Below are 26,417 nucleotides of genomic sequence, written 5' to 3' on the forward strand. Positions count from 1 at the left end.
TTATAAAGCAATAATATCAAAACGCGATAACGTCGTTATCAAGCGATGTCATGGGCGTTAGCGAATACCTTAGTGGAGACGAAGTATGGCCTGGAATGAGCCTGGTGGTGGCAACCAGCACGACCCTTGGAGTAGTGGCGGCCGACGCGGTGGAAGTGACGGAGATGGAAACCGTGGTGGTAATAACGGCGGCAACGAGGGCGGCAACAATAATGGCAACGGCGGCGGTAATAAAGGGGGTAATAATCAAGGGCCTCCTGACCTGGATGAAGCGCTGAAAAAGTTTCAGGATAAACTCAATAGTATGCTGGGCGGTGGTAAGAAGGGCGGCAGCAAGAGAAGCAACGGTGGTGGCGGTAAAAGTCGCAACCCCTTTGCACTGCCGGGCCTGCTGATTGTCGTTGCATTGGCTATCTGGGCCGCAATGGGTTTCTATCTAGTTGACCAATCTGAACGTGGCGTCGTGCTTCGCTTTGGCGAATTTCAAGGCATTGTTGACCCTGGTTTACAGTGGAACCCTCCGCTAATTGACGAAGTGCGTATGGTCAATGTGACGCGCGTGCGCTCACTGTCCCAAACGCAGTCGATGCTGACCCACGACGAAAACATTGTTGAAGTGGAAATTTCGGCCCAATACCAGGTCGCTAATCCGCGCGATTTTGTTCTCAACGTCCGTGATCCTAGTATTTCGATCGAAAATGCATTGGATTCGGCGCTACGCCACGTAGTAGGCGGTACCGATATGATCGATATCCTTACTTCGGGGCGTGAGATTTTGGGCAGCTCGGTGTCTAGCCGTCTGCAATCCTATCTCGATAACTATGGTGTCGGTATTCATCTACAAACGATCAACATTGAGTCCACGTCGGCACCCGCGCCAGTTATTGATGCCTTCGATGACGTTATTCGTGCTCGCGAAGATCGCCAGCGCACCATTAACCAAGGCATCGCTTACGCCAACGCGATTATTCCTGAAGCGCAAGGTCAGGCACAACGTATCGTTGAGCAGGGCCAGGGTTACCGCGAGTCGGTGGTTGCTGAAGCGCAAGGTCAGGCTAACCGCTTTAACTCATTGCTATCTGAGTACTCTAATTCGCCGGATATCATGCGCGAACGTATGTACCTCGATACGATTGAAGAAGTATTTAGTAATTCGCCCAAGGTGTTGCTCGATGTGAGCGAAAATGCGCCCCTGATGTACCTACCGCTGGATCAATTACGCGGTGGTAGTAGTCGCAACAGTTCATCGTCGAGTGATGCAAATAGTGATGAGCAGTTAGACCCCAGTGTGCTTGAGCGTTTACGCAATACTCAGGGCAGTTCTAGTTCCTCATCAAACACCAGTAGTAGCTCTATTCGCAGGGAGGGCCGGTAAATGATTAATAATCGATCCCTGCTGATTGTTGGTGGCCTGGCTGCCATTGCCTGGCTGGCAAGCAACACGCTGTACGTGGTAGATGAAACCGAGCGTGCTGTGAAGCTGCGTTTTGGTGAAGTCATTGAAGAGAATATTCAGCCTGGTTTGCACGCCAAGGTGCCGATTGCCCAGACGATCCGCAAGTTTGATACACGCTTGCTGACGCTGGACACCGATACCAGCCGCTATCTGACGCTTGAACAGAAAGCGGTGATTGTTGACTCCTACGTTAAGTGGCAAGTTGTTAACCCAACGCGTTACTACGAGGCAACGGCGGGCGATGAGTTGATGGCGATTCGCTTGATTCAACCGCGTGTCGATGAAAGTCTGCGTAATGAGTTTGGTCGTTTGAATCTGCAGGAAATCATTGCTGAACGGCGTGATGACCTGATGACCGGGCCCACCGCAGAGCTGGACGAGCTTATGCGTGAAGAGCTAGGTGTAGCTATTCGCGATATTCGTATTAAGCGAATCGATCTACCTGAAGACGTTTCAGCCGCAGTGTTTGAGCGTATGCGCTCCGAGCGTGAGCGCGAAGCACGCGAATGGCGCGCCCAGGGTCAAGAAGAGGCTGAGCGCATTCGTGCTAACGCGGACCGTCGCCGTCATGTACTGCTAGCCCAGGCCAATGAGCGCTCTGAAACACTGCGCGGTGAGGGTGACGCCCAGGCCGCTGCGATTTTCTCTGAGGCGTATGGTCAGGATCAGGAGTTCTTTACCTTCTGGCGTAGCCTGGATGCCTATCGCAACAGCTTTGCCGATGACGGCAATCTGATGGTGTTAGAGCCAGATAGCGATTTCTTCCGCTATTTGCGTAGCGCGACGCCTGAACAGAGTAGTGGCGACAGCGAGTAAAGCGTTGCTGGCCGGTGTCCCTCGCCCTGGTTTTCCAAGTGCCAGGCGGGGTTCACCTAGCCTATAAACGTGATAGAATTTGTTGACCGGGCGTCGCCCGGTTTTTTTGTGGCCCTCGTTTAACGTTAACGTCGCCAATGGGCATGCGGCGTTAACGATTGAAAATGTTGGGCCTTCATCGTCTGCAGGATTGTTCACATGACCATCGCTGACCGCTGGCTACTGCCCGACGGCATGGATGAGGTGCTTCCGCCTCAGGCAAGCCGCATGGAAGAGCTGCGCCGTGCACTGCTCGATCTTTACCAATACTGGGGCTATGACCAGGTAATGCCGCCGCCGGTGGAGTTTCTGGACTCGCTGTTAACAGGCACCGGTACTGATCTTGATCTCCAAACGTTTAAACTGACCGATCAGCTGACCGGCCGTATGATGGGCGCATCGGCGGACGTAACGCCGCAAGTCGCGCGCATGGATGCCCACTCGTTAAAACGCCAGGGGCCGGTGCGTCTCTGCTACTGCACAAACGTCTTGCGGGCTAAAGCGGACCAACATCAGGGTGGGCGTAGCCCGGTGCAGGTGGGCGCTGAACTGTTTGGTCATGCCGGCCTTGAAGCTGACAGTGAAATTATTCACTTGGCATTGGCCAGTTTGGAAGCGGCAGGGGCTAAGGAAATTCACTTAGCGCTTGGACATATCGGGATTTACCGCAGCCTGGTTGAAGCGGCAGCACTAAGTGGCGAGCAAGAGAGTGCACTATTTGCAGCGCTGGCGCTAAAATCCCCTAGTCAGCTGGCGCAACGGGTGCAGGCCAGTGTCAGTGACCCGGCGTTAGCGGACATGTTGTTAGCGCTGGGTGAGTTACATGGTGGGGCGGACATTTTAAGCCAAGCGCGTGAGCGCTTGGCGGGTGCTCCTGCGTCTGTGACCGCGGCACTGGATCAGTTAGATGCGCTCTATCAAGGCGTGCTGGCACGCTTTGACGTAGCGCTCTATTTTGACTTGGCTGAACTGCGCGGCTATCAGTACCATACCGGTATGATGTTCGCTGCTTATGTGCCGGGTTATGGGCATGCGCTTGCCAAGGGTGGACGCTACGATGATACCGGCCGTGCCTTTGGCCGCGCCCGCCCAGCGACCGGCTTCTCGATGGACCTGAAGCAATTGGCTTCGCTGGCCCTGGCGTCACCGAGCCGTGGGGCCATTTGGTCGCCTGCCAAGCAGGATGAGTCGCTCAACGCTGCCGTTGTCGCGCTGCGTGAGCAAGGGGAACGCGTGATTCAAGCGCTGCCTGGGCAGCGTACTGGGCCGGCGGAGCACGACTGTGACCGCTGTCTTGAGCTTATCGATGGTCGTTGGCAGCCAACGGCCCTGACACAAGAGACGAGTGCATCATAATGGGTAAGAATGTCGTAGTACTGGGCACCCAATGGGGTGACGAGGGCAAAGGCAAGATCGTTGACCTGCTCACTGAGTCCGCATCTGCCGTGGTGCGTTTCCAGGGTGGCCACAATGCGGGTCATACACTGGTCATCGACGGTGAAAAAACCATCCTTCACCTGATTCCTTCAGGTGTTCTGCGCCCAGATACAAAGTGTGTCATCGGCAACGGTGTGGTGCTTTCACCGGAAGCATTGATCAAAGAGATTCGTGAACTGGAAGCCAAAGGCGTGCCAGTACGTGAACGACTGCGCCTTTCGCCAGCCTGCCCGCTGATTCTGCCTTATCACGTGCGCCTGGATCAGGCCCGAGAAAAAGCCCGCGGCATCGCTAAAATTGGTACTACCGGCCGCGGCATTGGTCCTGCCTACGAAGACAAAGTGGCGCGTCGTAGCCTGCGCTTAGGCGATATGCTGCATCGCGAGCGCTTCGCTTCTAAGCTGGGTGAAGTGCTCGACTATCACAACTTTGTGCTAGTCAACTATCACGGTGAACCGGCGGTCGATTTCCAAGAAGTCCTCGACACTGCCATGCAGATGGCGGAAGAGTTACGCCCTATGGTATGCGATACGGTCAGCATGGTGCACGACCTGCGCAAGGCTGGCGAGAACATTCTGTTTGAAGGTGCCCAAGGCTCGCTGCTGGATATCGACCACGGTACTTACCCTTACGTTACCAGCTCCAATACTACCGCTGGTGGGGTTGCGACCGGCTCTGGCGTTGGGCCGCTCTATTTGGATTATGTCCTGGGGATTACCAAAGCGTACACAACGCGCGTTGGTTCGGGCCCATTTCCCACCGAGCTTTTCGACGTTGACGGCCGCCACCTGGCCGAGCGTGGCCATGAATTTGGCGCGACCACGGGCCGTGCACGTCGCTGTGGCTGGTTTGACGCGGTGGCGCTACGCCACGCGGTACAAATCAACTCGGTATCCGGCATCTGTTTGACCAAGCTTGATGTGCTGGACGGACTAGAAAATATCCGTGTCTGCGTGGGCTATCGCAGCAAAGATGGCGACGTGATGGATAACCCGGTGGATTCAGAGGGCTTTGAAGCTATCGAGCCGCTTTATGAGGATTTGCCTGGCTGGAAAGAGTCGACCCTCGGCGCTAAGCGGGTAGAGGATTTGCCTGCCAACGCTCGCGCTTACATCAGCTACCTTGAAGAGCAGGTGGGTGCCAGTATCGATATTATCTCCACTGGCCCGGATCGCATGGAAACGATCGTGCTGCGTAACCCGTTTGATAGCTAAATACGGTTTAAACTGAGTACAAGTCAGTTGACGAATAAAAGGGGCAATGACGATATTGCCCCTTTTGCTGTTTTTATAGATCGTTTTTATAGATCGTGCTTATAAATCGGATTTAAAAGTCAATTCCTCGGCGTGCCTGTAGGCCATTGTTGAAGGCGTGGCGCACTTCCTGCATTTCGGTCACCGTATCGGCCATGGCGACGAGCTCACGGTGAGCGTTGCGGCCGGTAATGATAACCGTCTGTTCCGTCGGGCGATTCCCCAGCGCTCGTTTGACGGTCTCGATCTCCAGGTAACCAAACTTCAGCATGTAGGTGATCTCATCTAACACCACTAGATAGGTGTCAGGATCGGCCAGCATGCGTTCAGCTTCTTTCCACACGGCGTGGCAGGCATCGGTATCCGCTTGGCGATTTTGGGTGTCCCAGGTAAAGCCGGTCGCCATTATCGCCACTTCCAGTTTGGCATCCGCTTCTAAACGGTTGCGTTCGCCGCACTCCCAAAGCCCTTTAATAAACTGCACCACGCCGACTTTATAGCCGTAACCCAAGGCGCGTGTCACGGTACCCCAGGCGGCGGTCGTTTTGCCCTTACCATTGCCAGTGTTAATAATAATTAGTCCGCGCTGTTCGTCGGCACTGGCGATTTTTTCGTCTACGCGCGCTTTAAGTTTCTGCATCGATGCTTTATGGCGGGTGTCACGATCACTCATAGGATCTCCTAAGAAAGGCTTGAACGTGGCTTTTAAGCATATGTTGAACACATCTTGTATAGAAATTTATCGATTGAGATTAACAATGGGTTCAGTAATTTTGCCTTAAAAAAAGAGAAAAACAACAGAATTGGCCCCTAGGGGCCTGGCTGCTCTAGAATAGGGGGTCATGTCTTGTCAGGAATTACATCATGCCCTCATTTGATATTGTCTCAGAATTCGATAAACACGAAGGTGCTAACGCCGTTGATCAAGCCAATCGAGAAGTGCAGTCGCGGTTTGATTTTAAAGGCGTCGACGCCAGCTTCACCCTTGAAGGCGACAAAGTGCAGCTTGAGGCGGAAGTTGATTTCCAGCTCAAGCAAATGCTCGATGTCCTGCGCGCACGTCTTATCGCCCGTGGCATCGACGCTCGCTGTATGGACGTTCAAGACCCGCTACTCACCGGCGTGAAAGCGCGCCAGGAAGTCGCTCTCAAGGAGGGGCTTGACGCGGCGGAAGCCAAGGATGTGGTCAAGCGCATCAAAGCCAGCAAGCTCAAAGTACAGGCCCAAATTCAGGGTGAGAAAGTGCGTGTGACGGGTAAAAAGCGCGACGATTTACAAGCGGTTATGGCGCTGCTGCGCGGCGAAGAGGGGCCTGACTTGCCACTCCAATTTGATAACTTCCGTGACTAAGACGGTGGTGTTGGTATTCAGCTGTCGAACATTTTTTATTAGGTAATATTCGTTTTATACAGGAGTCACGCACTATGTCTGATCCGCAGCCGGTTTATTTAAGCGACTACCAACCACCCGCTTATCGGGTAACTCATACCGAGCTGACGTTTGATCTTGACCCCGCCGCGACCCGAGTGAAAGCACGACTGTTAATCGAGCGTCATGTCGAGGCTGACGCGGATGCGCCGCTGATATTAAACGGCGAGCACTTGAAGTTGATCTCCCTGGCGATTGATGAGGCGCCGTTAGCGGAGGCTGCCTACCAAATGGATGCAGAGAGTCTGCGCATTGCCAAGGTTCCCCAGCAGTTTGTATTGGATAGCGAAGTTGAGATCGCCCCTCAGGAGAATACTGCGTTAGAAGGTCTTTATCAGTCTAACGGCATGTACTGCACCCAGTGTGAAGCTGAGGGCTTTCGGCGGATTACTTTTTACCCTGATCGCCCGGATGTTATGGCGACCTTCAAGGTAACGGTGATCGGCGACCAGCAGCGTGAACCGATTTTACTGGCTAACGGCAATCCTATAGAGCGTGGCGAGCTGGACGGCGGTCGTCACTTTGCCACCTGGGAAGATCCGCACCCCAAGCCTTGCTACCTGTTTGCGCTGGTAGCGGGTAATCTGCATAGCGTAGAAGATCACTTCACCACCATGAGTGGGCGTGATGTGGCGCTGCAGATTTGGGTAGAAAAAGACAATCTCGATAAGACGGACCACGCCATGGCTGCATTGAAGCGAGCCATGGCGTGGGATGAGCAGGCGTATGGCCGTGAGTACGACCTGGATCTATTTATGATCGTGGCCGTTAATGATTTCAATATGGGGGCGATGGAGAACAAAGGCCTCAATATCTTTAACTCTGCGGCGGTATTAACGCACCCCCATACCGCGACCGACGCCGCGTTTCAAAATGTAGAAGGTATTGTGGCTCACGAATACTTTCACAACTGGTCGGGCAATCGGGTGACCTGCCGCGACTGGTTCCAGCTCTCGCTGAAAGAGGGCTTTACGGTCTTTCGTGATCAGTGCTTTTCGGCGGATACCAACTCAGCGCCCGTCAAACGTATCCAGGATGTCTCATTTTTCCGGACCGCGCAGTTTGCCGAAGATGCTGGCCCCACGGCGCACCCGATTCGGCCTGACCACTTTATTGAAATTACCAACTTCTACACCCTGACGATTTATGAGAAAGGGGCAGAAGTCGTACGGATGCTGCGCAATTTAGTGGGCGAGGAGAATTTCCGTCGCGGTGCAGATCGTTACTTTGATCGCTTCGATGGTCAAGCGGTAACCATCGAAGACTTCGTGGGCTGCATGGCAGAGGCCTCCGGTGAAGATTTCAGCCAATTTATGCGCTGGTACGCCCAGGCAGGCACGCCTGATATCGATGCCCACGGCGAGTACGATTATGTCCACGGCGAATATCACCTAACGTTGCGCCAGCGTACTCCCGCGACGCCAGGGCAGCCGGATAAGCAACCGTTGCATATTCCGGTGCGTATGGGGTTGGTAGGAACCAAGTCGGGGCAAGACCTCACGCTGACGCTCAATGACGAAAAACTGGGCAAAGACGCGGTTGTTCACCTGCGTGACGATGAGCAGACGTTTATATTTACCGATGTTGCTGAAGCCCCTGTGCCTTCGTTGCTACGTGAGTTTTCAGCGCCGGTAAAACTGCACTACCCCTATTCTCGGGAAGACCTCGCCTTCTTATTAACCCATGACAGCGACGGTTTTAACCGCTGGGACGCGGGTCAGCGTCTCGCGCTGCTGGCCTTAGATGACTTAATTGCCGCCCATCGCAACGGCGTTGAAAAAGTTATGGACAGTCGCGTCGTTGACGCCTTTGAAACGCTGCTTACCGGGCCAATGAGTGATAAAGCGGTATTGGCAGAAATGCTGACGCTGCCCTCTGAAGCGTACATCGCCGAGCAGCAGCCGATTGTCGATGTTGATGCGATTCATGCTGCCCGTGAGTTTATACGCCAATCCTTGGCTATGGCGCTGCGCGATAAATTTATCGCTATCTTTGAGGCCAATAAGACGGCAGAGCCGTACGCGCCGACGCCGGAGCAAATTGCCCAGCGAAGCCTAAAGAACGTGGCGCTCTCCTACCTGATGTCGATCGAAGACGAGCAGGGCATTGCTTTTTGTGAAGCGCAATTCGCCGCCGATCACAATATGACCGATGTGCGCCAAGCGCTAACACTGTTGGTGCACAGTAACCGTGATGACTTGGCCTCGCCAGCGCTGAAAGCCTTCGGTGAAAAGTGGGCGCACGATCCACTAGTGATGGATCAGTGGTTCACCATTCAAGTGTCGCGTCCTCAATCGGACGTGCTGGAGCGGGTGAAGTACCTGATGCAGCATCCTGCCTTCTCACTTAAAAATCCCAACAAGGTACGCGCGCTTATCGGGGCGTTTGCTCAGAACAGGGTCAATTTCCACCGCTTGGATGGCCAGGGCTACCAAATGCTGGCCGGTGTGGTCATTGAACTCAATCGGCTTAATCCTGAGATCGCCGCGCGGCTTATCACTCCGCTAACCCGCTGGCAGCGTTTTGATGAAACCCGCCAAGCATTAATGCGCTCTCAGCTTGAGCGTATCAAGCAAGAGCCGCTATCTTCAAATGTATACGAGGTGGTCGAGAAGGCGTTGGCATAGTCTATGCCAAGGTAGCCCATGGCAAGGTAGCCCATATTCAGTAGCGAACAACGGTGGTTAACCAAGGAAAGGAATAACAACGGTGACAGACTCACAGCAGCACTATTTACTCATTATTAATGGTAAATCTGCCGGGAATCCGGCACTGCGCGAAGCAGTCGAAGAACAGCGCCAAGCAGGAAAGCTAATTACCGTTCGCGCTACCTGGGAAGGAGGAGACGCGGCGGATATCGCTGAGCAGTCTGAAACAATGGGGATTACCCATGTGATTGCCTGCGGTGGAGATGGCACTGTTAGCGAGGTTATGAATGGACTGATGCGGTTGCCCCATGACCGTCGCCCAGCCTTGGGTATTGTGCCTTTGGGCAGTGCCAATGATTTTGCCACCTCGGTAGAATTGCCTTTAGAGCCAGGGCCTGCCCTAGCGGCAGCGATGATGCTAAACGCTTACCCTATTGATGTGGTCAGGGTGAAGGCGGGTGCTGGAGATAAGTCCTCCACCAGCTATTATATGAATATGACGACCGGCGGGTTTGGCGCAGAGATCACCTCATCGACGCCGAAAACGCTTAAGCGCATGTTGGGCGGTGGTGCCTATTCATTAATGGGCGCGCTCAAGGCTTGGCGTCATCGCAGTTACCGCGGCACGTTACATTGGGATGAAAAAGAGGAGAGTGCATCGCTACTGCTACTAGCGCTAGGGAATGGCCGTCAGTCTGGCGGCGGTCAGGTGTTGGGGCCACGTGCAAAGCTGGATGATGGCCGCCTGGACATACTGCTCGTAAAAGATTTTAAATCGATTACCGAGTTGAGCAAAATCATCAGTGAGCTGCAAAGCTTTCCCTACGATGGCTGTTTCGTGCGTTATTTCACCACCACCCGACTAACGGTAACGACTCAGTCCGATGACCCGCCTTGGCCACTTACCCTGGACGGTGAAGCGCGTTGCTATGACCATTTCTGTGCAGAGGTAGTGCCGCTCGCCCTGCGCGTGTTGTTACCAGAGAACTGTCCGTTACTGTCTTCAACCCACCAGCCTTGACTGTTTCGACCAGATTGATTGTTTTGACTTAAATTAATTGTCTTGGCTCGTTTTTTAATGTTATGAAGGAGAACAAACAAATGGCAAATCGCGTGTGGATACCCGTGCTCGCTGCCGTGGCACTGCTGTTAAGTGCTTGCGGAGACTCCCAGGAAGACTCCAACGTGACACCAGATGATAATTCTGAAGTCACCGAAGACGAAACGGTTCGTGAAGCAGAGGCCCCCGCGGTGGCTGAAAATGCGGCAGAAATGTCCAGTCCTGAAGAGGGAGAGGATGAAATCGAAGCACGCCAAACCGCTGAAGAGCTTGAGCGGGCAGATGCCCTACGCGAGGACGGAAGCGAAGACGCTAGCACCGATGGCGGCACCCCGAGTGCCGAGGTGGAGGCCGGGGAAGATACGCTGGCAGCTGACCCTGACGATGCGCTCGATGAAGACAGCGCCATGCCCGGAGAGGCAACACGTTCTGATGTAGATGAGGTGATTGCCGAAACTGAGCGCCGGTTTGAAGAGGCTGAAAAACGGCTTGAAGAGCAGTTCAAGGAGGTTGAGCAGCAGGCGCCCACGCTAGAGCCGATGGAAAGTGAAGATTACCCATCTAGCTGGGATGAAGAGAGCAGTTTGCCAGAGCGGACACCGCTGGAAGACGACCGCGAAGCGGCTGACGTAGAAGCCTTGATTGAAGATACCGAGCGTCGCTTTGAAGAAGCGCAGCAGCGTCTTGAAGAGCAGTATCAGGAGCTAGAAAGCCGTGAAGCTGGCGGAGCGGCGATAGAGGCAGGTGAGGCTGATAACAGTAGCGTTGATAGCAACGAAGATAGCCTGAAAACTGAGGCTAGTGATCAGAAGTAGCTGTTAAAGTGCTTATCAATCGGTAATAAAAAAGGCCCGCATCAGCGGGCCTTTGTCCATCCGTGAGCAATTAAGCTGGGCGGATGTTGGAAGCCTGAAGGCCTTTTTTACCCTGAGTCACTTCAAAGCTGACTTTTTGACCATCTTGCAGGGTCTTGAAGCCTTCAGCTTGAATTTCGGAGAAGTGGGCAAACAGATCGTCTCCGCCGTCATCAGGAGAGATGAAGCCGAAGCCTTTCGTATCGTTGAACCACTTAACTGTGCCAGTTGCCATTTTCTATTTCCTTAACTTGCTTAGTAATCAAACGGGAAACTCTATTGTTCACCCGCTACAATTACTCTAGATGCAAACTCGGCTGTCGTCCAGCCACTTTCCTAAGATTTTTTATCTCGTTGCGAGCAAGTACTAATGATGCAGTTAGGTTTTATTGATACGCAGTTTATTTCCTTTTTGGTAGCGATCACGCTGTTAACCATTAGCCCCGGCGTCGACACACTGCTGGTTATCCGCAATACGGCGCGTGGCGGCGTTCGTGATGGGATGACCACGAGTATTGCCATTTGCTGTGGGTTATTTGTGCACGCCACTATTTCGGCGCTAGGGATCTCGCTGATCCTACTGCAGTCGGCCTGGGCGTTTCATATGCTAAAGCTGGTAGGGGCGGGCTATCTCATTTGGCTAGGTATCACCAGCTTAATGGCAGCACGGCGTGGGCAGCCGCTGCCCGTCAGTGGAGTATCCAAAAATACACCTGCCGTTTCCCGCTGGCAGCCGGTGAAAGAAGGCTTTTTATCCAATGTGTTAAATCCCAAAACGGTCATTTTCTATATGGCTTTCTTGCCTCAGTTCATCGCCCCGGGTGATCCAGCCTTGTTGAAGTCGTTGTGGCTGGCGGGCGTGCATTTTGTGATTGCCAATATTTGGCAAATTAGCGTGGTGCTCATGGTCGGCAGTGCAGGCAAGTGGCTAGCGAATGCTCGTTTTGCGCAAACCTTGAACGCCGCCACGGGCACCGTGTTAGTGGTATTTGGTATTCGACTGGCATTAACTCAGCGCCCGGTATAATCCGGGCGCTGACAGTGCGGGGAGGGGAGTAGCGGCGTTAACGGCGGGCGAGTAGTGCTCGGTCGTAACGTACCTGCTGCTCGTCATCGTTCAGCAGTGAGACGCCATCGCTATTGCCACCGTTGGCCAGGCTCTCAAAAATGACACGATAAGTTAGCACGGCCTGCACGTAGTTACGGGTTTCGCGAAAAGGAATGCTTTCTACAAATAGATCAAACACCTCTACGCCATCCCCCAGCCACTGGTCGACTCGACCTGGGCCTGCGTTGTAAGCCGCGGCGGCGGCCAGGCGATTGCCTTGGTAGCGTTGTAGTTTGTCGCGCAGGTAGGTACTGCCCAGGCGGATATTAATCTCTGGGTCAAGTATACCGTAGGGGCCAGGGTCGTTAATGCCCAGCTCGCGGCTGACCTGACTGGCGGTGCCGGGCATTAGCTGCATTAAGCCCCGCGCGCCGGCAGGCGAGAGCGCATTAGGGTTGTAAGCGCTTTCGCGTCGGGTAATCGCCATCAACAAGTAAGGATCCACGCCCGTCATGCGCCCCCAATGCTGAAAGCTATCGTGGTAGGCCTGAGGAAAGCGCCAATCCAAGGCATCCCAAAGTTCACCCGCAATGGTGGTTTGCACTAGCCGCGCATGCCACTGCTGTTGGGCGGCGTAATCGGCCAATGCCCTGGCCTGCTGGGGTGAGCTCTGAACTGCATGTAGCCACTCGCTATTGGCCAGCCCATCTTCACCAATGCGCAGTAATGCCTCGGTGCGCTGCACGGCGGGAAGTTGCGCAATACGTTGCCGCGACGCTGCGTCGTAATGGTTGTGCTCAAGGTTCAACTGGTAGGGTTGGCCAAGTTTTTCTGCCGCTGCAAAGCCGTAGAAACTGCGATCCTGAGCGGCCTGTTGGTAGCGCGCTTGGGCGGCTGCCTGATTGCCAAGCTGGGCGTTAGCGCGGCCCAGCCAATACTGCCAGCGGCTGTTTTCCTGCTGGATAATGGGCATTTCAGCAATCCAGTGGATAGCCCCATTCCAGTCACGGTTAGCCAGTGCATGGCGGACTCGCAGCTCTAATACCCGTTCGCTCTCAAGTGTCGGTAATACACCATCGACCCAGTTAAGCGTGCCCGGAACATCCCGCACTAAAGCGTAAAAAGCCAGTTCTTCTTCGATGGCCTGTCGGTCGCTGGGCAGCAGATTTAAACGTGGCGACAGCTGCTGCCAGGCGGAAAACGCTTCCAGCGTGTTTTCTCGGGTGTAGCGTTGCATGGCTGCCCGGTAGAAACTTGCCGTGGCGGCACACTCCGGACCTAGGCAAGCGGGCGCCTGGGTAATGGCGCTGCTGCGCTCGGTTACGCTGTCAACGGTATCCATTGCAGTTTGCCACTGGCCGCTTAATAGCCCGCCAAGATAGCTTGAGAGGCGCGTTTCACCCGCCTGCCAGGCCAGCATTTGGCGCTCCCAAATGGCTGTAGCGTCAATAGTGCCATTGGCGCGCAGATGCTCAAATAGCGGATCACAAGCGTCTGGCTGGGAGCTGCCGACACGCCATAAATTGAGTCCCGCCTCGCTGGCCTGTTGGGGCTGAGCCGCTAGCAGAGCGGTGTAGTAGTAGCACTGGCGAGCCGTGCTGGCAGGCACGCCGTCAGCCACTGAAAGCAGGTCGCTATAGCGCCCCGCGTGACCATACTTGGCAATCGATTGACCACGCATCCAGCCCGCTAACGGAGAGTCAGCGTGTTGATCAATAAAGTGCTGGACTCTGTCCGGGGAAACATTGGGCAGTTGCCCGCGTAAGCGGTGGTACTCTACATAGCCGTGTAGCTGATGGCCCTCAATCAAACGTTCATCAACACGCTGCCACTGCTGTTCTCTTGCAGCCGCCAGGGCATCGCGTAAGTCACTGTCTGAAGCGCCCCACGAAAGCGTGGGAAGGCCCGCCAACAGTGCCGTACATAGCACGCGAGCGGTATGGCGAAATGGCGAAACCAACATGGTGCTCTCTCTCTATAAATTTAACGCAATGGTGGGCTGGGGGAGTTAATCGCTAGGGGATTACTGAGCAACCGCTATACTGAACCAATGCTATCAATCATGATCTGACAGCCCAGATACTTAAAGGATCTCATTACGATGGCCCCATTATCCACTTGGTGGTTATTACGTCGACTCAAATCCCGTGTTTGGGCGACAAAACGCATTGTACGTGCGTTAAAGCTGTTTATACCTATGACGCGCGACGTTATTCGCGGCGATTTTCGACCCATTCCCTGGTCGGCTTTCGGCATGATGGCATTAGCGCTGGGTTATTTGGTAATGCCGTTCGATCTTATTCCCGATTTTCTGATGCTAATCGGTGTGGTAGACGACGTACTGATTGTCGGCTGGTTGCTAAATCGTATTGATCAGCGCTTAGAAGGCTATCGCGCTTGGAAATACAATGATCCCGATATGACACCTTCTTAACGCTAACGTAACGGCTTCTTACTTCCTGCGGCTTGAAAAATTTCTGCTTAGCCCCATATCAAGTTCACGAAACCACTTTAAGCCCCTGCATGCATCACGCAGGGGTACATGACTCAACGTGATTGATAAGGGCTAAGCGCATGACGACTGCTACCCACGAACAAGCGACTGATAAACAAGCCAACCACGCAGAAACCCTTGGCTTTCAAACCGAAGTTAAGCAACTGCTGAATTTGATGATTCACTCCCTATATTCCAACCGGGAGATCTTCCTACGCGAGCTTATCTCAAACTCGGCCGATGCCTGCGATAAGCTACGCTACGCCGCTCTCGATAACGATGCGTTGTATGAAGGCGACAGCGAACTGCGTATCGAAATCGAACATGACCGCGATGCCAATACTATTACTCTACGGGATAACGGTGTCGGCATGAACCGCGAAGATGTGATTGCCAATTTGGGCACCATCGCGCGCTCCGGTACGGCGGAGTTTCTTAAGCAGCTTTCCGGCGAGCAGCAAAAAGACGCGAAGCTGATCGGCCAGTTCGGCGTGGGTTTCTACTCAGGCTTTATCGTCGCCGATGAAATTGCCGTGCGTACCCGTAAATCGGGCACAGACGCCGCCGAAGGCGTTGAGTGGCGCTCAAAGGGGGAGGGTGAGTTTACCGTTGCCGATATCGAGCGTGCTGAGCACGGTACGGAAATTACCCTGCATCTGAAAGAAGATGCTAAAGAGTTCGCCGACGACTACCGTCTGCAGGAGCTGGTACGTAAGTATTCGGATCATATTGAAGTGCCCGTGCGCATGCCGAAAACCGAAACGGCAAAAGATGACGAAGGCAACCCCATCGAAGGTAGTGAGGTAACTACCTGGGAAACCGTTAACGAGGCGACAGCGCTTTGGTCGCGGCCCAAGAGTGAGGTTTCCGACGATGAGTACAAGGCGTTCTATAAGCACGTCGCTCACGATTTTTCAGACCCGCTGACCTGGAGCCACAACAAGGTCGAAGGCAAGCTTGAATACACCAGCCTGCTTTACGTGCCGGGTCGTGCGCCGTTTGATATGTTTGAACGCGACGGCGCTCGGGGCGTTAAGCTTTACGTCCAGCGCGTGTTCATTATGGATGACGCCGAGCAGTTCCTGCCGCTCTATCTGCGCTTTATCAAAGGCGTACTGGATACCCGCGAATTGTCGCTCAACGTCTCTCGCGAATTGCTCCAGCAAGATCCCAATGTCGATAAGATCAAAGCAGCGCTCACCAAGCGCGGCTTGGATATGCTCAAAAAACTCGCCAAGGATAAAGAGCAGTATCAAACTTTCTGGAATACCTTTGGCAGCGTGCTCAAAGAAGGACCGGGTGAAGATCCGTCCAACCGCGAAAAAATTGCAGGCCTGCTGCGCTTTGCCTCAACCCACTCTGATACCTCCGCTCAAGAGCATGCGCTAGCAGACTACGTCGAGCGTATGAAAGAGGGCCAGCAGAAGATTTACTACGTGGTAGCTGATAGCTTCAACGCGGCCAAAAACAGCCCACACCTTGAGATCTTCCGCAAAAAAGGCATCGAAGTACTGCTGCTGTCTGACCGCATTGATGACTGGCTGATGAGCCATCTCACCGAGTTTGATGGCAAAACCTTTGCCGATGTGGCCAAGGGTGAGCTTGATCTAGGCGATGTAGAAGACGAAGAAGAGAAGAAGGCTCAGGAGGAGACCGCTAAAGCCAAAGAAGATCTGGTCAAACGCGTTAAACAAGCCCTGGGTGATGGTGTTCAAGAAGTCAAAGTGACTCACCGCCTGACCGATTCACCGGCCTGTGTCGTGCTGCCCGAGCATGAAATGGGCTACCAGATGCGCCGCATTATGGAAGCCGCCGGTCAGCCGCTGCCCGAGGTGAAGCCGATTCTTGAGCTTAACCCTAGCCATGCGCTGGTAGCGCGCTTGGAAGGGGCTGAAGGCGATCAATTTGGACAGCTAGCCCACATACTGCTCGATCAGGCAATTATCGCTGAGGGCGGCCATTTGGATGACCCTGCTGCCTACGTGAAGCGCTTGAATAGCGTTCTAACGGCTTAAAAAAACGCTGCGTTAACAAACGACGGCCCGCTGGTTACCCCAGCGGGCCGTCTGTTTTGGTAGAGTAGGTGTTACGTTCTACAAGACTTCTTAGGACACCATTATTATGGCTGAGCAACAAATCAACGTAGCGGTGCTGGGGGGCGGTAGTTTTGGGACGGCGCTGGCGAGTATTGCTGCCGACAACGGCGCCCATGTGCGTCAATGGATGCGTGACGAAACCCTGGTAGCGCAGATCAATCAAGAGCATCGTAACAGGCGCTATCTGCCGCACTACGCAATGAACCCGGCGGTGCAGGCCTCGACCGACCTTCAAGCCGTACTGGCGGATGCGGAGCTGGTGCTGATCGCCATTCCTTCTCAAGGCTTTCGTAGCGTAGTGCAAGCTGCGAAAGCATGGCTGACTCCCGAGCAAATCCTGGTGAGCACCACCAAAGGGATTGAGCAAGATGGTTTTTTGCTCATGAGCCAAGTACTTGAACAGGAGACGGGTTTTAGCCACATCGGGGTGATTGCCGGCCCCAATCTGGCATCCGAGATTGCCGATAAACAGCTGACCGCCACGGTGATTGCCAGCGCCGACCCGCACACTCGTACTCGGGTTCAACAAGCGCTGGGCTGCCGTTATTTTCGCGTTTACGCCAGCGATGACCGCCACGGTGTTGAACTGGGCGGTGCACTAAAAAATATTTATGCCATTGCGGCCGGTATGGCGGCGGCGCTGGGTATGGGCGAAAACACCCGTAGTATGTTAATGACCCGCGCCTTAGCGGAAATGAGCCGTTTTGCCGTCGCCCAGGGCGCCAATCCGATGACTTTTTTGGGGTTAGCAGGTGTAGGGGATTTAATCGTCACCTGCTCGTCTAATCTGTCGCGTAACTACCGCGTTGGCTACGCCATGGGCGAAGGCCGCACGTTGGAAGAGGCGGTCGATGCCCTTGGGCAGGTGGCTGAAGGGGTGAATACCGTTAAGTTAGTGTGCGCTAAAGCGAGTGATATGGGCGTTTATATGCCCCTCGCCGAAGGGCTTAATCACGTGCTGTTTGACGGCGTGCCACCTCAGGATATGGCGCGCACGTTAATGATGGGCGAGCAGAGCAGCGACGTTGAGTTTATCTTGCCCCGTGAAGCCGTGCAGCAGGCCCATCGTGAAAATGGTGATTGGCATGGCTGAGGTGTTAATTATGCGTCACGGTGAGGCGGCGCCGGGCTATCCCGATCAGGCGCGTCGGTTGACGCCTCGCGGTGAGCTGGAAGCCGAAAAAATGGCGCGCTGGCTGTCGCAGCGTGTGGCTGCGGGCGAACTGGCGATGCCGAAACTATATGCCAGCCCTTATGCGCGTGCGCAGCAAACGGCGCAGCGGCTATGTGATGTACTGGGCACTTCGCTTGAGACGTTGGAATTTATTACCCCTGAAGACTCGCCCAGGGCGGTGAGCGACTGGTTGCTCAATCAGCCCGAGGGCGCGCCGATGATGCTGGTCAGCCATATGCCGCTGGTGGGAGAGTTGGCGGGGCTATTAGTAGAAGGCAGCCCGGCGCAAGCGGTGGGTTTCCCTACCGCTGCGATCGCTGAGTTGGAGGCTGACGTGTGGGCAGCGGGCTGTGCACAGCTAACGCGCTTCACCCAGCCCAGCCAGTTGGCCTAGCTCAGATTTGTGCCATAGAAAAACGGCCGCCAAGGCAGCCGTTTGAACCTAAGAGTAACCTCGACAATTTTTACACCAGTGCGTCGAGCTTCTCTTTCAGTAGACCATTCACCTGCTGCGGGTTAGCGGTGCCACGTGATGCTTTCATTACTTGACCCACAAAGTAACTAATCATCTTGCCGCGCTTGTCCGGTTCTGAATCCCGGTACTGAGCGACCTGGGCGGGGCTGTCGGCGATGACCTGATCAATCATCGCTTCGATGGCACCCGTATCAGTCACCTGTTTGAGACCTTTGGTGTCAATCACCTCATCAGCGCTTTCGCCCTGACCACTCCACAATGCCTGGAAGACTTCTTTGGCGGCCTTGCCGTTAATGGTGTCATCCAGCACGCGGCTGATCAGCTTGCCTAGCTGGCGTGCTGAGATGGGGCTATTGGCAATGCTCAGGTTTTCGCGGTTAAGCGCCCCAGAAAGTTCACCCTGTACCCAGTTAGCTGCCTGTTTGGCATCGCCACACTCGCTATGCACCGATTCAAAGAACTCGGCCATATCGCGACTGGCGGAGATGACGTTGGCGTCGTAAGCAGACAGGCCCAGCTCGCTTTGGAAGCGCTCGCGCTTATCCGCCGGTAGCTCGGGTAGTTGGCCACGCAGGTGATCCAGATAGGCTTGGTCAAGCACCACCGGCAGCAGGTCGGGGCAGGGGAAGTAACGGTAGTCGTTGGCTTCCTCCTTGGTGCGCATGCTGCGGGTTTCGTCGCGGTCAGGGTCGAACAGGCGGGTTTCTTGAACGACGCTGCCGCCATCTTCGATCAGCTCAATCTGTCGCTCAACCTCAAAGGCAATGGCGCGCTCGACAAAGCGGAAGGAGTTAACGTTTTTAATCTCTGCGCGGGTGCCAAAGGCTTCCTGGCCTTTGGGGCGCACGGAGACGTTAACATCGCAACGCATTGAGCCTTCGGCCATATTGCCGTCGGAAATACCCAGGTAAGTCACGATCGAGTGAATCGCCTTGAGATACGCGGCGGCCTCTTTGGCGTTGCGCATATCCGGCTCAGAAACAATTTCCAGCAGCGGCGTACCGGCTCGATTTAAGTCGATACCGGTCATGCCGTGAAAGTCTTCGTGCAGTGATTTACCGGCATCCTCTTCGAGATGGGCGTGGTGAATGCGGATACGCTTGGTGCTGCCATCCTCCAGCGTAATCTCAATGTCGCCAGGGCCGACGATGGGGTGGTACATCTGGCTGGTTTGATAGCCCTTGGGCAGGTCGGGGTAGAAGTAGTTTTTACGGTCAAACACCGAGACTTCGGCGATATCCGCATGCACTGCCAGGCCAAACTGCACGGCCATGGCCACGGCCTGTTCGTTGAGCACTGGCAACACGCCGGGTAGGCCTAAATCCACCGCGCAGGCCTGGGTGTTTGGTTCGGCGCCAAACGCCGTTGAGGCACCGGAGAAGATTTTTGAACGCGTTGCGAGCTGAGCGTGGACTTCAAGCCCAATCACGGTTTCCCATTGCATTAGGCGTACTCCTCGGCAAAGGCAGGGCGTTGTAAGTGCCAGTCGGTCGCTTGTTGAAACTGGTGGGCGACGTTGAGCAGCTGCGCTTCGGCAAAGTGGGTGCCAAGAATCTGTAGGCCCACCGGGCGACCACCGACAAAACCAGCGGGTACGCTAATGCCGGGGATGCCGGCCAGATTGACGGCAATAGTGTAGATATCCTGTAGATACATCGACACTGGATCTTTTTTAGCACCCAGATCAAACGCGGGTGTGGGCGAGGCGGGGCCCATCAGTACATCTACATCTTCAAAAGCGTCGAGGAAGTCCTGACGAATTAAGCGGCGCACCTGTTGGGCTTTGGTGTAGTAGGCATCAAAGAAGCCTTCTGACAGCGTATGCGTGCCGATCAGGATGCGTCGCTTAACCTCTTCGCCAAAGCCCTCCTCCCGCGAGCGCTTGTAAAGATCAATCAGGTCGCTGGGGTTGTCGCAGCGGTGGCCAAAGCGTACCCCGTCGTAGCGAGACAGGTTCGAAGACGCCTCCGCGGGGGCAATCACGTAGTAGGCCGGAATTGCATAGTGGGTATGCGGTAGGCTGACCTCACGTACCGTGGCGCCCAGCGATTCGTAGACTTTTACCGCCTCACGAACGGCTTTTTCGACATCAGGGTCTAAACCGTCGCCAAAATACTCTGTGGGCAGACCAATTTTAAGGCCCGAGAGTGGGGCGTTGAGGGCTTCCACATAGTCCGGCACACCACGGGCAACGCTGGTGGAGTCGCGACCATCGTGACCGGCAATAACGCCCAGCAGATGTGCGCAATCTTCGGCGCTACGTGCCATTGGGCCCGCTTGGTCAAGGCTCGAGGCGTAGGCAATGATGCCGAAGCGGGACACGCGGCCGTAAGTAGGCTTTAAGCCGGTGATGCCACAAAATGCTGCCGGTTGGCGAATCGAACCGCCGGTGTCGGTGCCCATGGCCGCTGGCACCAAGCCCGCTGCGATGGCGGCCGCGCTGCCACCGGAGCTGCCGCCGGGCACTGCGGTTAAATCCCAGGGGTTTTTGACCGGGCCGTAGTAGCTGTTTTCGTTGGAGGAGCCCATGGCGAACTCATCCATATTGGTTTTGCCCAGGCTGATCGTCCCCGCCGCGTTTAGTTTTTCAACCACGGTGGCATTATAGGGGGCGATAAAGTTATCCAGCATTTTCGAGCCGCAGCTGGTTTTCACGCCCTGGGTACAAAAAATATCTTTTAGCGCCAGAGGAATGCCCGCCAGCGGCTCAGCACTGCCAGCGGCTCGCGCGTTGTCGGCTATTTCCGCCTGCTTTAGCGCCTGCTCAGCGGTCACGCTGATAAAACTGTTCAGCTTGCCATCAGCTTTATCAATGCGCTGCAAATAATGCGCGGTCAGCTCGCGGCTGGAAAACTCGCCGCTTTTCAAAGCAGCGGCGAGTTGCGTTAGTGTTTTCTCATGCATGACCCGGAAGCTCCGTTCAGGGGCGAAAAAAAAGAAGCGAAAAGGGTGGCTTGAATTAACTCGCAAGTGCGTTGTTCATCAATCTCATTTATCGATGCTATTCAACAACGCGGGGAACGAGATACAAACCGTTTTCCACTGCCGGGGCACAGCGCTGAAATATATCGCGCTGGTTAACTTCAGTCACTTCATCGGCGCGCAGTCGCTGAGTCGCATCTAGCGGGTGAGAAAGCGGCGCAACACCTGTAGTATCAATGCTTTGTAATTGATCGACCATATCGAGAATTTGGCTTAGGTCGTCTACAAAGCCGCTGGCTTGGTCATCGTTAATGGCGAGTCGGGCCAAGTGGGCGGCCCGGCGCACATGAGAGTCTTCAATCGCCATGATCGAGATTTCCTCGCAAATGTGATGGAACATATTCCACATTAAGCGGTATACATACCGACATCAAAAAAACGTCTTGTGTCGCAGACGTGGAAAATAGCCGCAAAAGGTACCACATATTGGCCTTGTCGGGCAGTGTTAGGCACGACTCGTGCTTGCCGCCAGGGGGTTGCGGTGATACCGTTTGCATCCGCACAGGGTTCCCGGTCTGCACTAGGTAACAACATCCATGTTTAAACGTTTGAGGGGGCTGTTTTCCAGCGATTTGTCGATCGACTTGGGCACGGCCAACACACTGATTTACGTACGCGGTCGCGGTATCGTGCTCGATGAGCCGTCTGTGGTCGCTATTCGCCAATCTGGCAACATGCGCAGCGTTGCGGCAGTCGGTACCGATGCCAAGCGAATGCTGGGGCGCACGCCTGGCAATATCACTGCGATTCGGCCGATGAAAGATGGCGTCATTGCCGATTTCACCGTCACTGAGCAGATGCTCCAGCACTTTATCCGCAAAGTTCACCAAAGCACTTTTTTGACTCCCAGCCCACGTGTACTCGTGTGCGTTCCTTGCATGTCAACGCAAGTAGAGCGTCGTGCGATTCGTGAGTCGGCAGAAGGTGCCGGTGCGCGTGAGGTGTTCTTAATAGAAGAACCCATGGCGGCTGCTATCGGCGCGGGCCTCCCGGTTGATGAGGCCCAGGGGTCAATGGTGGTGGATATCGGCGGTGGTACCACTGAAATCGCGATTATTTCACTCAATGGCGTGGTCTATTCCGAATCTATTCGGGTGGGCGGCGACCGCTTTGATGAAGCGATTACCGCCTATGTGCGTCGCCACTATGGCAGCTTGGTTGGCGAAGCGACCGCTGAACGCATTAAAGAAGAGATTGGCTGTGCCTACCCCGGTGGTGAGCTGCGCGAAATTGACGTGCGCGGGCGCAACTTGGCAGAAGGCATTCCACGCAGCTTCACGTTGAACTCCCACGAAACGCTCGAAGCGTTGCAAGAAACGCTCGGCTCTATCGTGGCGGCGATCAAAAGCGCGCTTGAGCAGTCACCGCCTGAACTTGCATCAGATATCGCTGAGCGTGGCCTGGTGTTAACCGGCGGCGGCGCTTTATTGCGCGATCTAGATAAGCTAATTGCCGAAGAAACGGGGTTGCCGGTGATTGTTGCCGAGGACCCGCTGACCTGCGTTGCTCGCGGCGGTGGTAAAGCGTTGGAAATGATTGATCAGCACACCTTTGAGTTGCTGTCGAGCGACTAATCGCAGCGGTTAATCGCGGGGGATTGCCTATTAAACCGCTGTTTTCGCACGGGCCATTGCCGGGCTATCGGCTGTTTTTTTGCGCGTTGGCCGCCAGTGCTTTGATGTTTGTCGACCAGCATTTCACGCGTATGGAGCAAGTGCGCGCGCAAATGTCGATGGTCGTGGCGCCTATTCAATGGGTCGTTAGTGTGCCTAGCGATTTATTGAATTGGGGGTCGCTGGCGCTTTCGGATCAACAGGCGCTGGTGGATGAAAATCGCCGCCTGCGTGAGCAGATTCTTACCCTTTCCCACCGTGGCCAGCGAATGGCCAATCTGACCGCAGAAAACAGTGAGCTGCGCGATTTGCTGAAAGCCGCTGAGCGTCGTGATATTCCCTATATCACCGCTGAGCTGCTGTCACTTGATAATGATCCTTTCAGCCATCAAATGGTGGTTAACCGTGGACATCGCAACGGCGCCTACGTGGGTCAGCCGGTGATTGATGCATCTGGTTTGGTGGGGCAAATTACCGCAGTGTCCGCCTACTCCAGCCGCGTGCTGCTATTGGCGGATGCCAGTCACGCCTTGCCGGTCCAGCTGAACCGCAACGGACTGCGCTTTATCGTTCAAGGGGCGGGGCGTTACAGCAGTGTTAATGTCATGCACGTGCCTGATACGGCGGATATTCGTGAAGATGATTTACTGACCACGTCAGGACTGGCGGGGCGCTTCCCGCCGGGGTATCCCGTGGCGCGCGTTACCGAGGTTTTTCACGATCCTGGGAAGCCCTTCGCGCAGGTAACTGCCGAGCCGATGGCGCAGTTGCAGCGCTCGCGCCACTTTTTACTGCTTTTTCCGCCTCCGCGAGAGGAAGTGGAAGAGCACGCGTGGGATGATACGTTGGATATTTCGGCAGAGGCACTGCGTTCCTCACTGCGGCTTGCCGATCCTGACAATGCTCTCCCCGACCAAAACGTATCACCTCAAGAGGTGCCCTGATGGCCCGAGCACCGACGGTTCCACTGCTGATTGTTTGGTTTAGCCTTATTCTTGCGCTGTGTTTGCAAGTTATGCCGCTGGCCGATGGCTGGCAGGTCTATCGCCCTGAGTGGTTGGGGCTGATGCTAATTTACTGGTGTATGCGCACCCCCGATAGAGTCGGTGTTTTTCATGGCTTTGTGCTGGGTATTTTAATGGATTTAATGGAGGGCACTGTGCTGGGCCAGCATGCGCTAATTTATGCACTGCTGGCTTTTCTCTGCGCGCTGGTTTACCCACGTTTTCGGGCTTATTCGTTGGCACAGCAGGCGGCGTTAGTGCTGGTGTTACTTGGCTTGGTGCAGTTAGTGGCACAGTGGCTGCGCACGATTGTCGGCGATTTTTCGATTAATCTAGCTTTTTTGATTCCTTCGCTGATCAGCGCTTTGCTTTGGCCGTGGCTGGCAACCATGTTCCAAGCATTAGAACGTCGGTTGGCCGCGTCATGATCGCACCTGTTTTGTGCTTAGCGTCTGCCTCGCCACGTCGACGGGCCTTGCTGGCCTCTATTGGCGTGCCGATCACGGTTCATCCCTGCAATATTGATGAAACGCCACTGCTCGGTGAGTCGGCTGAAGCCTATGTATATCGCTTGGCAGTTGCCAAGGCGCAAGCGGCGGCTCCGCTGACGGGGCTGCCTACCTTAGGTTCAGATACCGCTGTGGTTGTGGATGGGCGTATTCTAGGTAAACCGGCGGATGTCGAGGAGGGCGCCGATATGCTGCGGCTGCTTTCGGGGCGGTGTCACGAGGTGCTGACCGGCGTGGCAGTGAGTGGGCCTGAAGGGGTACTCGCTTGCTGTGTGGCCACCCGGGTAACCATGCGTCAGATAGATGAGCATGAAATGGCAGCCTATTGGCATACTGGTGAGCCCGCTGATAAGGCAGGCGGCTACGCAATACAGGGTTTAGCGTCGATATTTGTAAAAGAGATTCAAGGCAGTCATTCCGCAGTGGTAGGGCTGCCGCTGTTTGAGACGACGAGCTTGCTGCGCCAACAGGGAGTTCCTATCTGGCAGCGTTGCTAACGCTCTGGCTTGAGAGGATCGACACCGGTATCGCTGGCAAGGAATACGTCAACCAATAAGGAATTTTGCATGAGCGGTGAAGTTCTCATCAATTTAACGCCAATGGAAACTCGCGTAGCGCTGGTTGAAAATGGTGTTTTGCAAGAGGCACTGATCGAGCGTTCCCGTCGACGTGGCATTGTGGGCAATATCTACAAAGGCAAAGTAGTCCGTGTACTGCCTGGTATGCAGGCTGCCTTTGTCGATATTGGCCTTGAGCGTGCAGCGTTTATTCATGCCCATGAAGTAATGCCTCCCGGCACGCCACCGGATAAGCAGGGAACCATTGGCCAATTGCTCCATGAGGGGCAGGCATTGGTGGTTCAAGCGACCAAAGATCCTATTGGCAGCAAAGGTGCGCGCTTAACGACCCACCTTTCGATTCCTTCCCGCTATTTGGTCTATATGCCCGATTCGCCGCATCACGGTGTTTCTCAGCGTATTGAGGACGAGCGTGAGCGTGAGCGACTAAGGGCTCTGCTGGATTCCAGTGTGTCGGAACAGACGCTGGAAGTGACGGGGGGATTTATTGTCCGTACTGCCGCCGAAGGTGTCGGTGATGAAGAGCTGAAAGGCGATATGCACTTTTTGCTGCGGCTGTGGCGCAAAGTGAGCGAGCGTAAAATTACCGCCACCCCGCAAAGCGTGATTTATGATGATCTGCCGCTGTTTATGCGCACGCTGCGCGATGTGATGCGCGATGATATCGAAAAAGTGCGCATCGATTCCCGCGAAAACTTTGTCAGGCTGGTCGAGTTTGCCGAAGAGTTTATGCCCGCCGCGGTGGAGCGCATTGAATACTACCCCGGCGAGCGGCCTATCTTTGATCTGTATAGCGTTGAAGATGAGATACAAAAAGCGCTGGGGCGTAAGGTTCAGCTGAAATCCGGTGGCTATCTGGTGATTGATCCCACTGAGGCAATGACCACCATCGACGTCAATACGGGTGGTTATGTCGGCCATCGCAACCTTGAAGAGACCATCTTCAAAACCAATCTTGAGGCGGCCACGGCAATCGCCCGCCAGCTGCGGCTGCGCAATTTGGGCGGCATCATTATTATCGACTTTATCGATATGATTGATGTTGAGCACCAGCGGCAAGTATTACGTGTGCTAGAAAAGGCTTTAGAGCGTGATCATGCCAAAACCAAGTGTACGGGAGTCACGGAGCTTGGTTTGGTGCAGTTAACGCGTAAACGAACGCGTGAAAGCCTGGAGCAAACGCTCTGCGAAGCGTGCCCCACCTGCAGTGGGCGGGGCACGCTTAAAACCCCAGAAACCATCTGCTACGAAATCTTTCGCGAGATTTTGCGCGAAGAGCGTGCTTATAGTGCTGAAACCTACATGGTACTGGCATCGCAGTCCGTCGTTGATCGTTTGCTAGATGAGGAATCAGCGGCGGTGGCAGACCTTGAAATGTTTATCAATAAAACGATTCGGTTTCAGGTCGAGCAGAACTACTCCCAAGAACAATACGATATCGTACTGATGTAAC

The 26,417-nt window shown here is 54.7% G+C and carries 24 protein-coding genes; 18 read left to right on the forward strand and 6 right to left on the reverse strand.

Annotated elements, in window-relative coordinates; translation table 11 throughout:
* Nucleotides 1-85 precede the first annotated feature (85 nt).
* From hflK to ACQE2I_RS06455, 4 genes are all read left to right on the forward strand, one after another.
* A complete protein-coding gene (gene hflK, locus ACQE2I_RS06440) occupies nucleotides 86-1,375 on the forward strand; it encodes an FtsH protease activity modulator HflK (RefSeq protein WP_427030661.1) in 1,290 nt (429 codons plus the stop codon).
* Nucleotides 1,376-2,272 carry a protease modulator HflC gene (hflC, locus tag ACQE2I_RS06445; protein ID WP_427030662.1) on the forward strand — a complete coding sequence of 299 codons (897 nt, stop codon included), beginning with the start codon at nucleotides 1,376-1,378 and terminating at the stop codon, nucleotides 2,270-2,272.
* 198 nt (nucleotides 2,273-2,470) lie between these two features.
* On the forward strand, nucleotides 2,471-3,667 hold the full coding sequence (locus ACQE2I_RS06450; protein WP_427030663.1) for an ATP phosphoribosyltransferase regulatory subunit: 1,197 nt from the start codon (nucleotides 2,471-2,473) through the stop codon (nucleotides 3,665-3,667).
* A complete protein-coding gene (locus ACQE2I_RS06455; protein ID WP_427030664.1) occupies nucleotides 3,667-4,962 on the forward strand; it encodes an adenylosuccinate synthase in 1,296 nt (431 codons plus the stop codon). The genes ACQE2I_RS06450 and ACQE2I_RS06455 overlap by 1 nt, the downstream gene beginning before the upstream one ends.
* A gap of 112 nt (nucleotides 4,963-5,074) precedes the next feature.
* Here the strand turns inward: ACQE2I_RS06455 and cobO are convergent, their stop codons facing one another.
* Nucleotides 5,075-5,674: a cob(I)yrinic acid a,c-diamide adenosyltransferase gene (gene cobO, locus ACQE2I_RS06460; RefSeq protein ID WP_427030665.1), complete on the reverse strand. Its 600-nt coding sequence runs from the start codon at nucleotides 5,672-5,674 to the stop codon at nucleotides 5,075-5,077.
* A gap of 191 nt (nucleotides 5,675-5,865) precedes the next feature.
* Between cobO and ACQE2I_RS06465 the strand changes: the two genes are divergently transcribed.
* From ACQE2I_RS06465 to ACQE2I_RS06480, 4 genes are all read left to right on the forward strand, one after another.
* On the forward strand, nucleotides 5,866-6,351 hold the full coding sequence (locus ACQE2I_RS06465; RefSeq protein ID WP_427030666.1) for a YajQ family cyclic di-GMP-binding protein: 486 nt from the start codon (nucleotides 5,866-5,868) through the stop codon (nucleotides 6,349-6,351).
* Between the two features lie 74 nt (nucleotides 6,352-6,425).
* The gene (gene pepN / locus ACQE2I_RS06470) at nucleotides 6,426-9,056 is read left to right on the forward strand and encodes an aminopeptidase N (RefSeq protein ID WP_427030667.1); all 2,631 of its coding nucleotides are present in this window, start codon (nucleotides 6,426-6,428) and stop codon (nucleotides 9,054-9,056) included.
* Between the two features lie 82 nt (nucleotides 9,057-9,138).
* Nucleotides 9,139-10,098: a lipid kinase YegS gene (yegS, locus tag ACQE2I_RS06475; RefSeq protein WP_427030668.1), complete on the forward strand. Its 960-nt coding sequence runs from the start codon at nucleotides 9,139-9,141 to the stop codon at nucleotides 10,096-10,098.
* An 80-nt stretch (nucleotides 10,099-10,178) separates the two neighbouring features.
* Nucleotides 10,179-10,952 (forward strand): hypothetical protein, encoded by a 774-nt coding sequence (locus tag ACQE2I_RS06480; protein ID WP_427030670.1) that lies wholly within the window; start codon nucleotides 10,179-10,181, stop codon nucleotides 10,950-10,952.
* 70 nt (nucleotides 10,953-11,022) lie between these two features.
* On the opposite strand, the gene ACQE2I_RS06485 is transcribed toward ACQE2I_RS06480, so the two are convergent.
* Complete coding sequence (locus ACQE2I_RS06485) at nucleotides 11,023-11,226, reverse strand: cold-shock protein (RefSeq protein ID WP_007114660.1); 204 nt, start codon at nucleotides 11,224-11,226, stop codon at nucleotides 11,023-11,025.
* Between the two features lie 135 nt (nucleotides 11,227-11,361).
* On the opposite strand from ACQE2I_RS06485, the gene ACQE2I_RS06490 reads away from it, so the two are divergent.
* Nucleotides 11,362-12,018, forward strand: coding sequence for a LysE family translocator (locus ACQE2I_RS06490; protein WP_427030672.1), 657 nt, complete (start codon nucleotides 11,362-11,364; stop codon nucleotides 12,016-12,018).
* Between the two features lie 37 nt (nucleotides 12,019-12,055).
* Here ACQE2I_RS06490 and ACQE2I_RS06495 read toward each other — a convergent pair whose 3' ends face one another.
* Nucleotides 12,056-14,002 (reverse strand): transglycosylase SLT domain-containing protein, encoded by a 1,947-nt coding sequence (locus tag ACQE2I_RS06495; RefSeq protein WP_427030673.1) that lies wholly within the window; start codon nucleotides 14,000-14,002, stop codon nucleotides 12,056-12,058.
* A 138-nt stretch (nucleotides 14,003-14,140) separates the two neighbouring features.
* Between ACQE2I_RS06495 and ACQE2I_RS06500 the strand changes: the two genes are divergently transcribed.
* From ACQE2I_RS06500 to sixA, 4 genes are all read left to right on the forward strand, one after another.
* On the forward strand, nucleotides 14,141-14,473 hold the full coding sequence (locus ACQE2I_RS06500) for a YkvA family protein (RefSeq protein ID WP_427030675.1): 333 nt from the start codon (nucleotides 14,141-14,143) through the stop codon (nucleotides 14,471-14,473).
* A gap of 140 nt (nucleotides 14,474-14,613) precedes the next feature.
* On the forward strand, nucleotides 14,614-16,548 hold the full coding sequence (gene htpG, locus ACQE2I_RS06505) for a molecular chaperone HtpG (protein WP_427030677.1): 1,935 nt from the start codon (nucleotides 14,614-14,616) through the stop codon (nucleotides 16,546-16,548).
* A 106-nt stretch (nucleotides 16,549-16,654) separates the two neighbouring features.
* Nucleotides 16,655-17,722, forward strand: a complete 1,068-nt coding sequence (locus tag ACQE2I_RS06510; RefSeq protein WP_427030678.1) for an NAD(P)H-dependent glycerol-3-phosphate dehydrogenase — start codon at nucleotides 16,655-16,657, stop codon at nucleotides 17,720-17,722.
* The gene (gene sixA / locus ACQE2I_RS06515; protein WP_427030679.1) at nucleotides 17,715-18,197 is read left to right on the forward strand and encodes a phosphohistidine phosphatase SixA; all 483 of its coding nucleotides are present in this window, start codon (nucleotides 17,715-17,717) and stop codon (nucleotides 18,195-18,197) included. The genes ACQE2I_RS06510 and sixA overlap by 8 nt, the downstream gene beginning before the upstream one ends.
* Nucleotides 18,198-18,267: 70 nt before the next feature.
* Here sixA and gatB read toward each other — a convergent pair whose 3' ends face one another.
* From gatB to gatC, 3 genes are all read right to left on the reverse strand, one after another.
* Nucleotides 18,268-19,722, reverse strand: coding sequence for an Asp-tRNA(Asn)/Glu-tRNA(Gln) amidotransferase subunit GatB (gatB, locus tag ACQE2I_RS06520; protein WP_427030681.1), 1,455 nt, complete (start codon nucleotides 19,720-19,722; stop codon nucleotides 18,268-18,270).
* The gene (gene gatA, locus ACQE2I_RS06525; protein ID WP_427030682.1) at nucleotides 19,722-21,182 is read right to left on the reverse strand and encodes an Asp-tRNA(Asn)/Glu-tRNA(Gln) amidotransferase subunit GatA; all 1,461 of its coding nucleotides are present in this window, start codon (nucleotides 21,180-21,182) and stop codon (nucleotides 19,722-19,724) included. The genes gatB and gatA overlap by 1 nt, the downstream gene beginning before the upstream one ends.
* Before the next feature lie 97 nt (nucleotides 21,183-21,279).
* Nucleotides 21,280-21,567, reverse strand: coding sequence for an Asp-tRNA(Asn)/Glu-tRNA(Gln) amidotransferase subunit GatC (gene gatC, locus ACQE2I_RS06530; RefSeq protein ID WP_427030683.1), 288 nt, complete (start codon nucleotides 21,565-21,567; stop codon nucleotides 21,280-21,282).
* Nucleotides 21,568-21,796: 229 nt separating this feature from the next.
* Between gatC and ACQE2I_RS06535 the strand changes: the two genes are divergently transcribed.
* The 5 genes from ACQE2I_RS06535 to rng all read left to right on the forward strand — a co-directional run bounded on the left by ACQE2I_RS06535 (nucleotide 21,797) and on the right by rng (nucleotide 26,416).
* Entirely contained in the window at nucleotides 21,797-22,834 is a 1,038-nt protein-coding gene (locus ACQE2I_RS06535; protein ID WP_427030685.1) for a rod shape-determining protein, read from the forward strand.
* A gap of 23 nt (nucleotides 22,835-22,857) precedes the next feature.
* Nucleotides 22,858-23,817: a rod shape-determining protein MreC gene (gene mreC / locus ACQE2I_RS06540; protein WP_427030686.1), complete on the forward strand. Its 960-nt coding sequence runs from the start codon at nucleotides 22,858-22,860 to the stop codon at nucleotides 23,815-23,817.
* Nucleotides 23,817-24,305 (forward strand): rod shape-determining protein MreD, encoded by a 489-nt coding sequence (mreD, locus tag ACQE2I_RS06545; RefSeq protein ID WP_427030687.1) that lies wholly within the window; start codon nucleotides 23,817-23,819, stop codon nucleotides 24,303-24,305. Before mreC ends, mreD begins: the two co-directional genes overlap by 1 nt.
* Nucleotides 24,302-24,883 carry a Maf family protein gene (locus ACQE2I_RS06550; RefSeq protein WP_427030688.1) on the forward strand — a complete coding sequence of 194 codons (582 nt, stop codon included), beginning with the start codon at nucleotides 24,302-24,304 and terminating at the stop codon, nucleotides 24,881-24,883. Before mreD ends, ACQE2I_RS06550 begins: the two co-directional genes overlap by 4 nt.
* A gap of 69 nt (nucleotides 24,884-24,952) precedes the next feature.
* Entirely contained in the window at nucleotides 24,953-26,416 is a 1,464-nt protein-coding gene (rng, locus tag ACQE2I_RS06555) for a ribonuclease G (RefSeq protein WP_427030689.1), read from the forward strand.
* The last annotated feature ends 1 nt before the right edge of the window (nucleotide 26,417 follow it).

It is taken from the genome of Halomonas sp. H2 (assembly GCF_050215315.1).
Classification (GTDB): domain Bacteria; phylum Pseudomonadota; class Gammaproteobacteria; order Pseudomonadales; family Halomonadaceae; genus Vreelandella.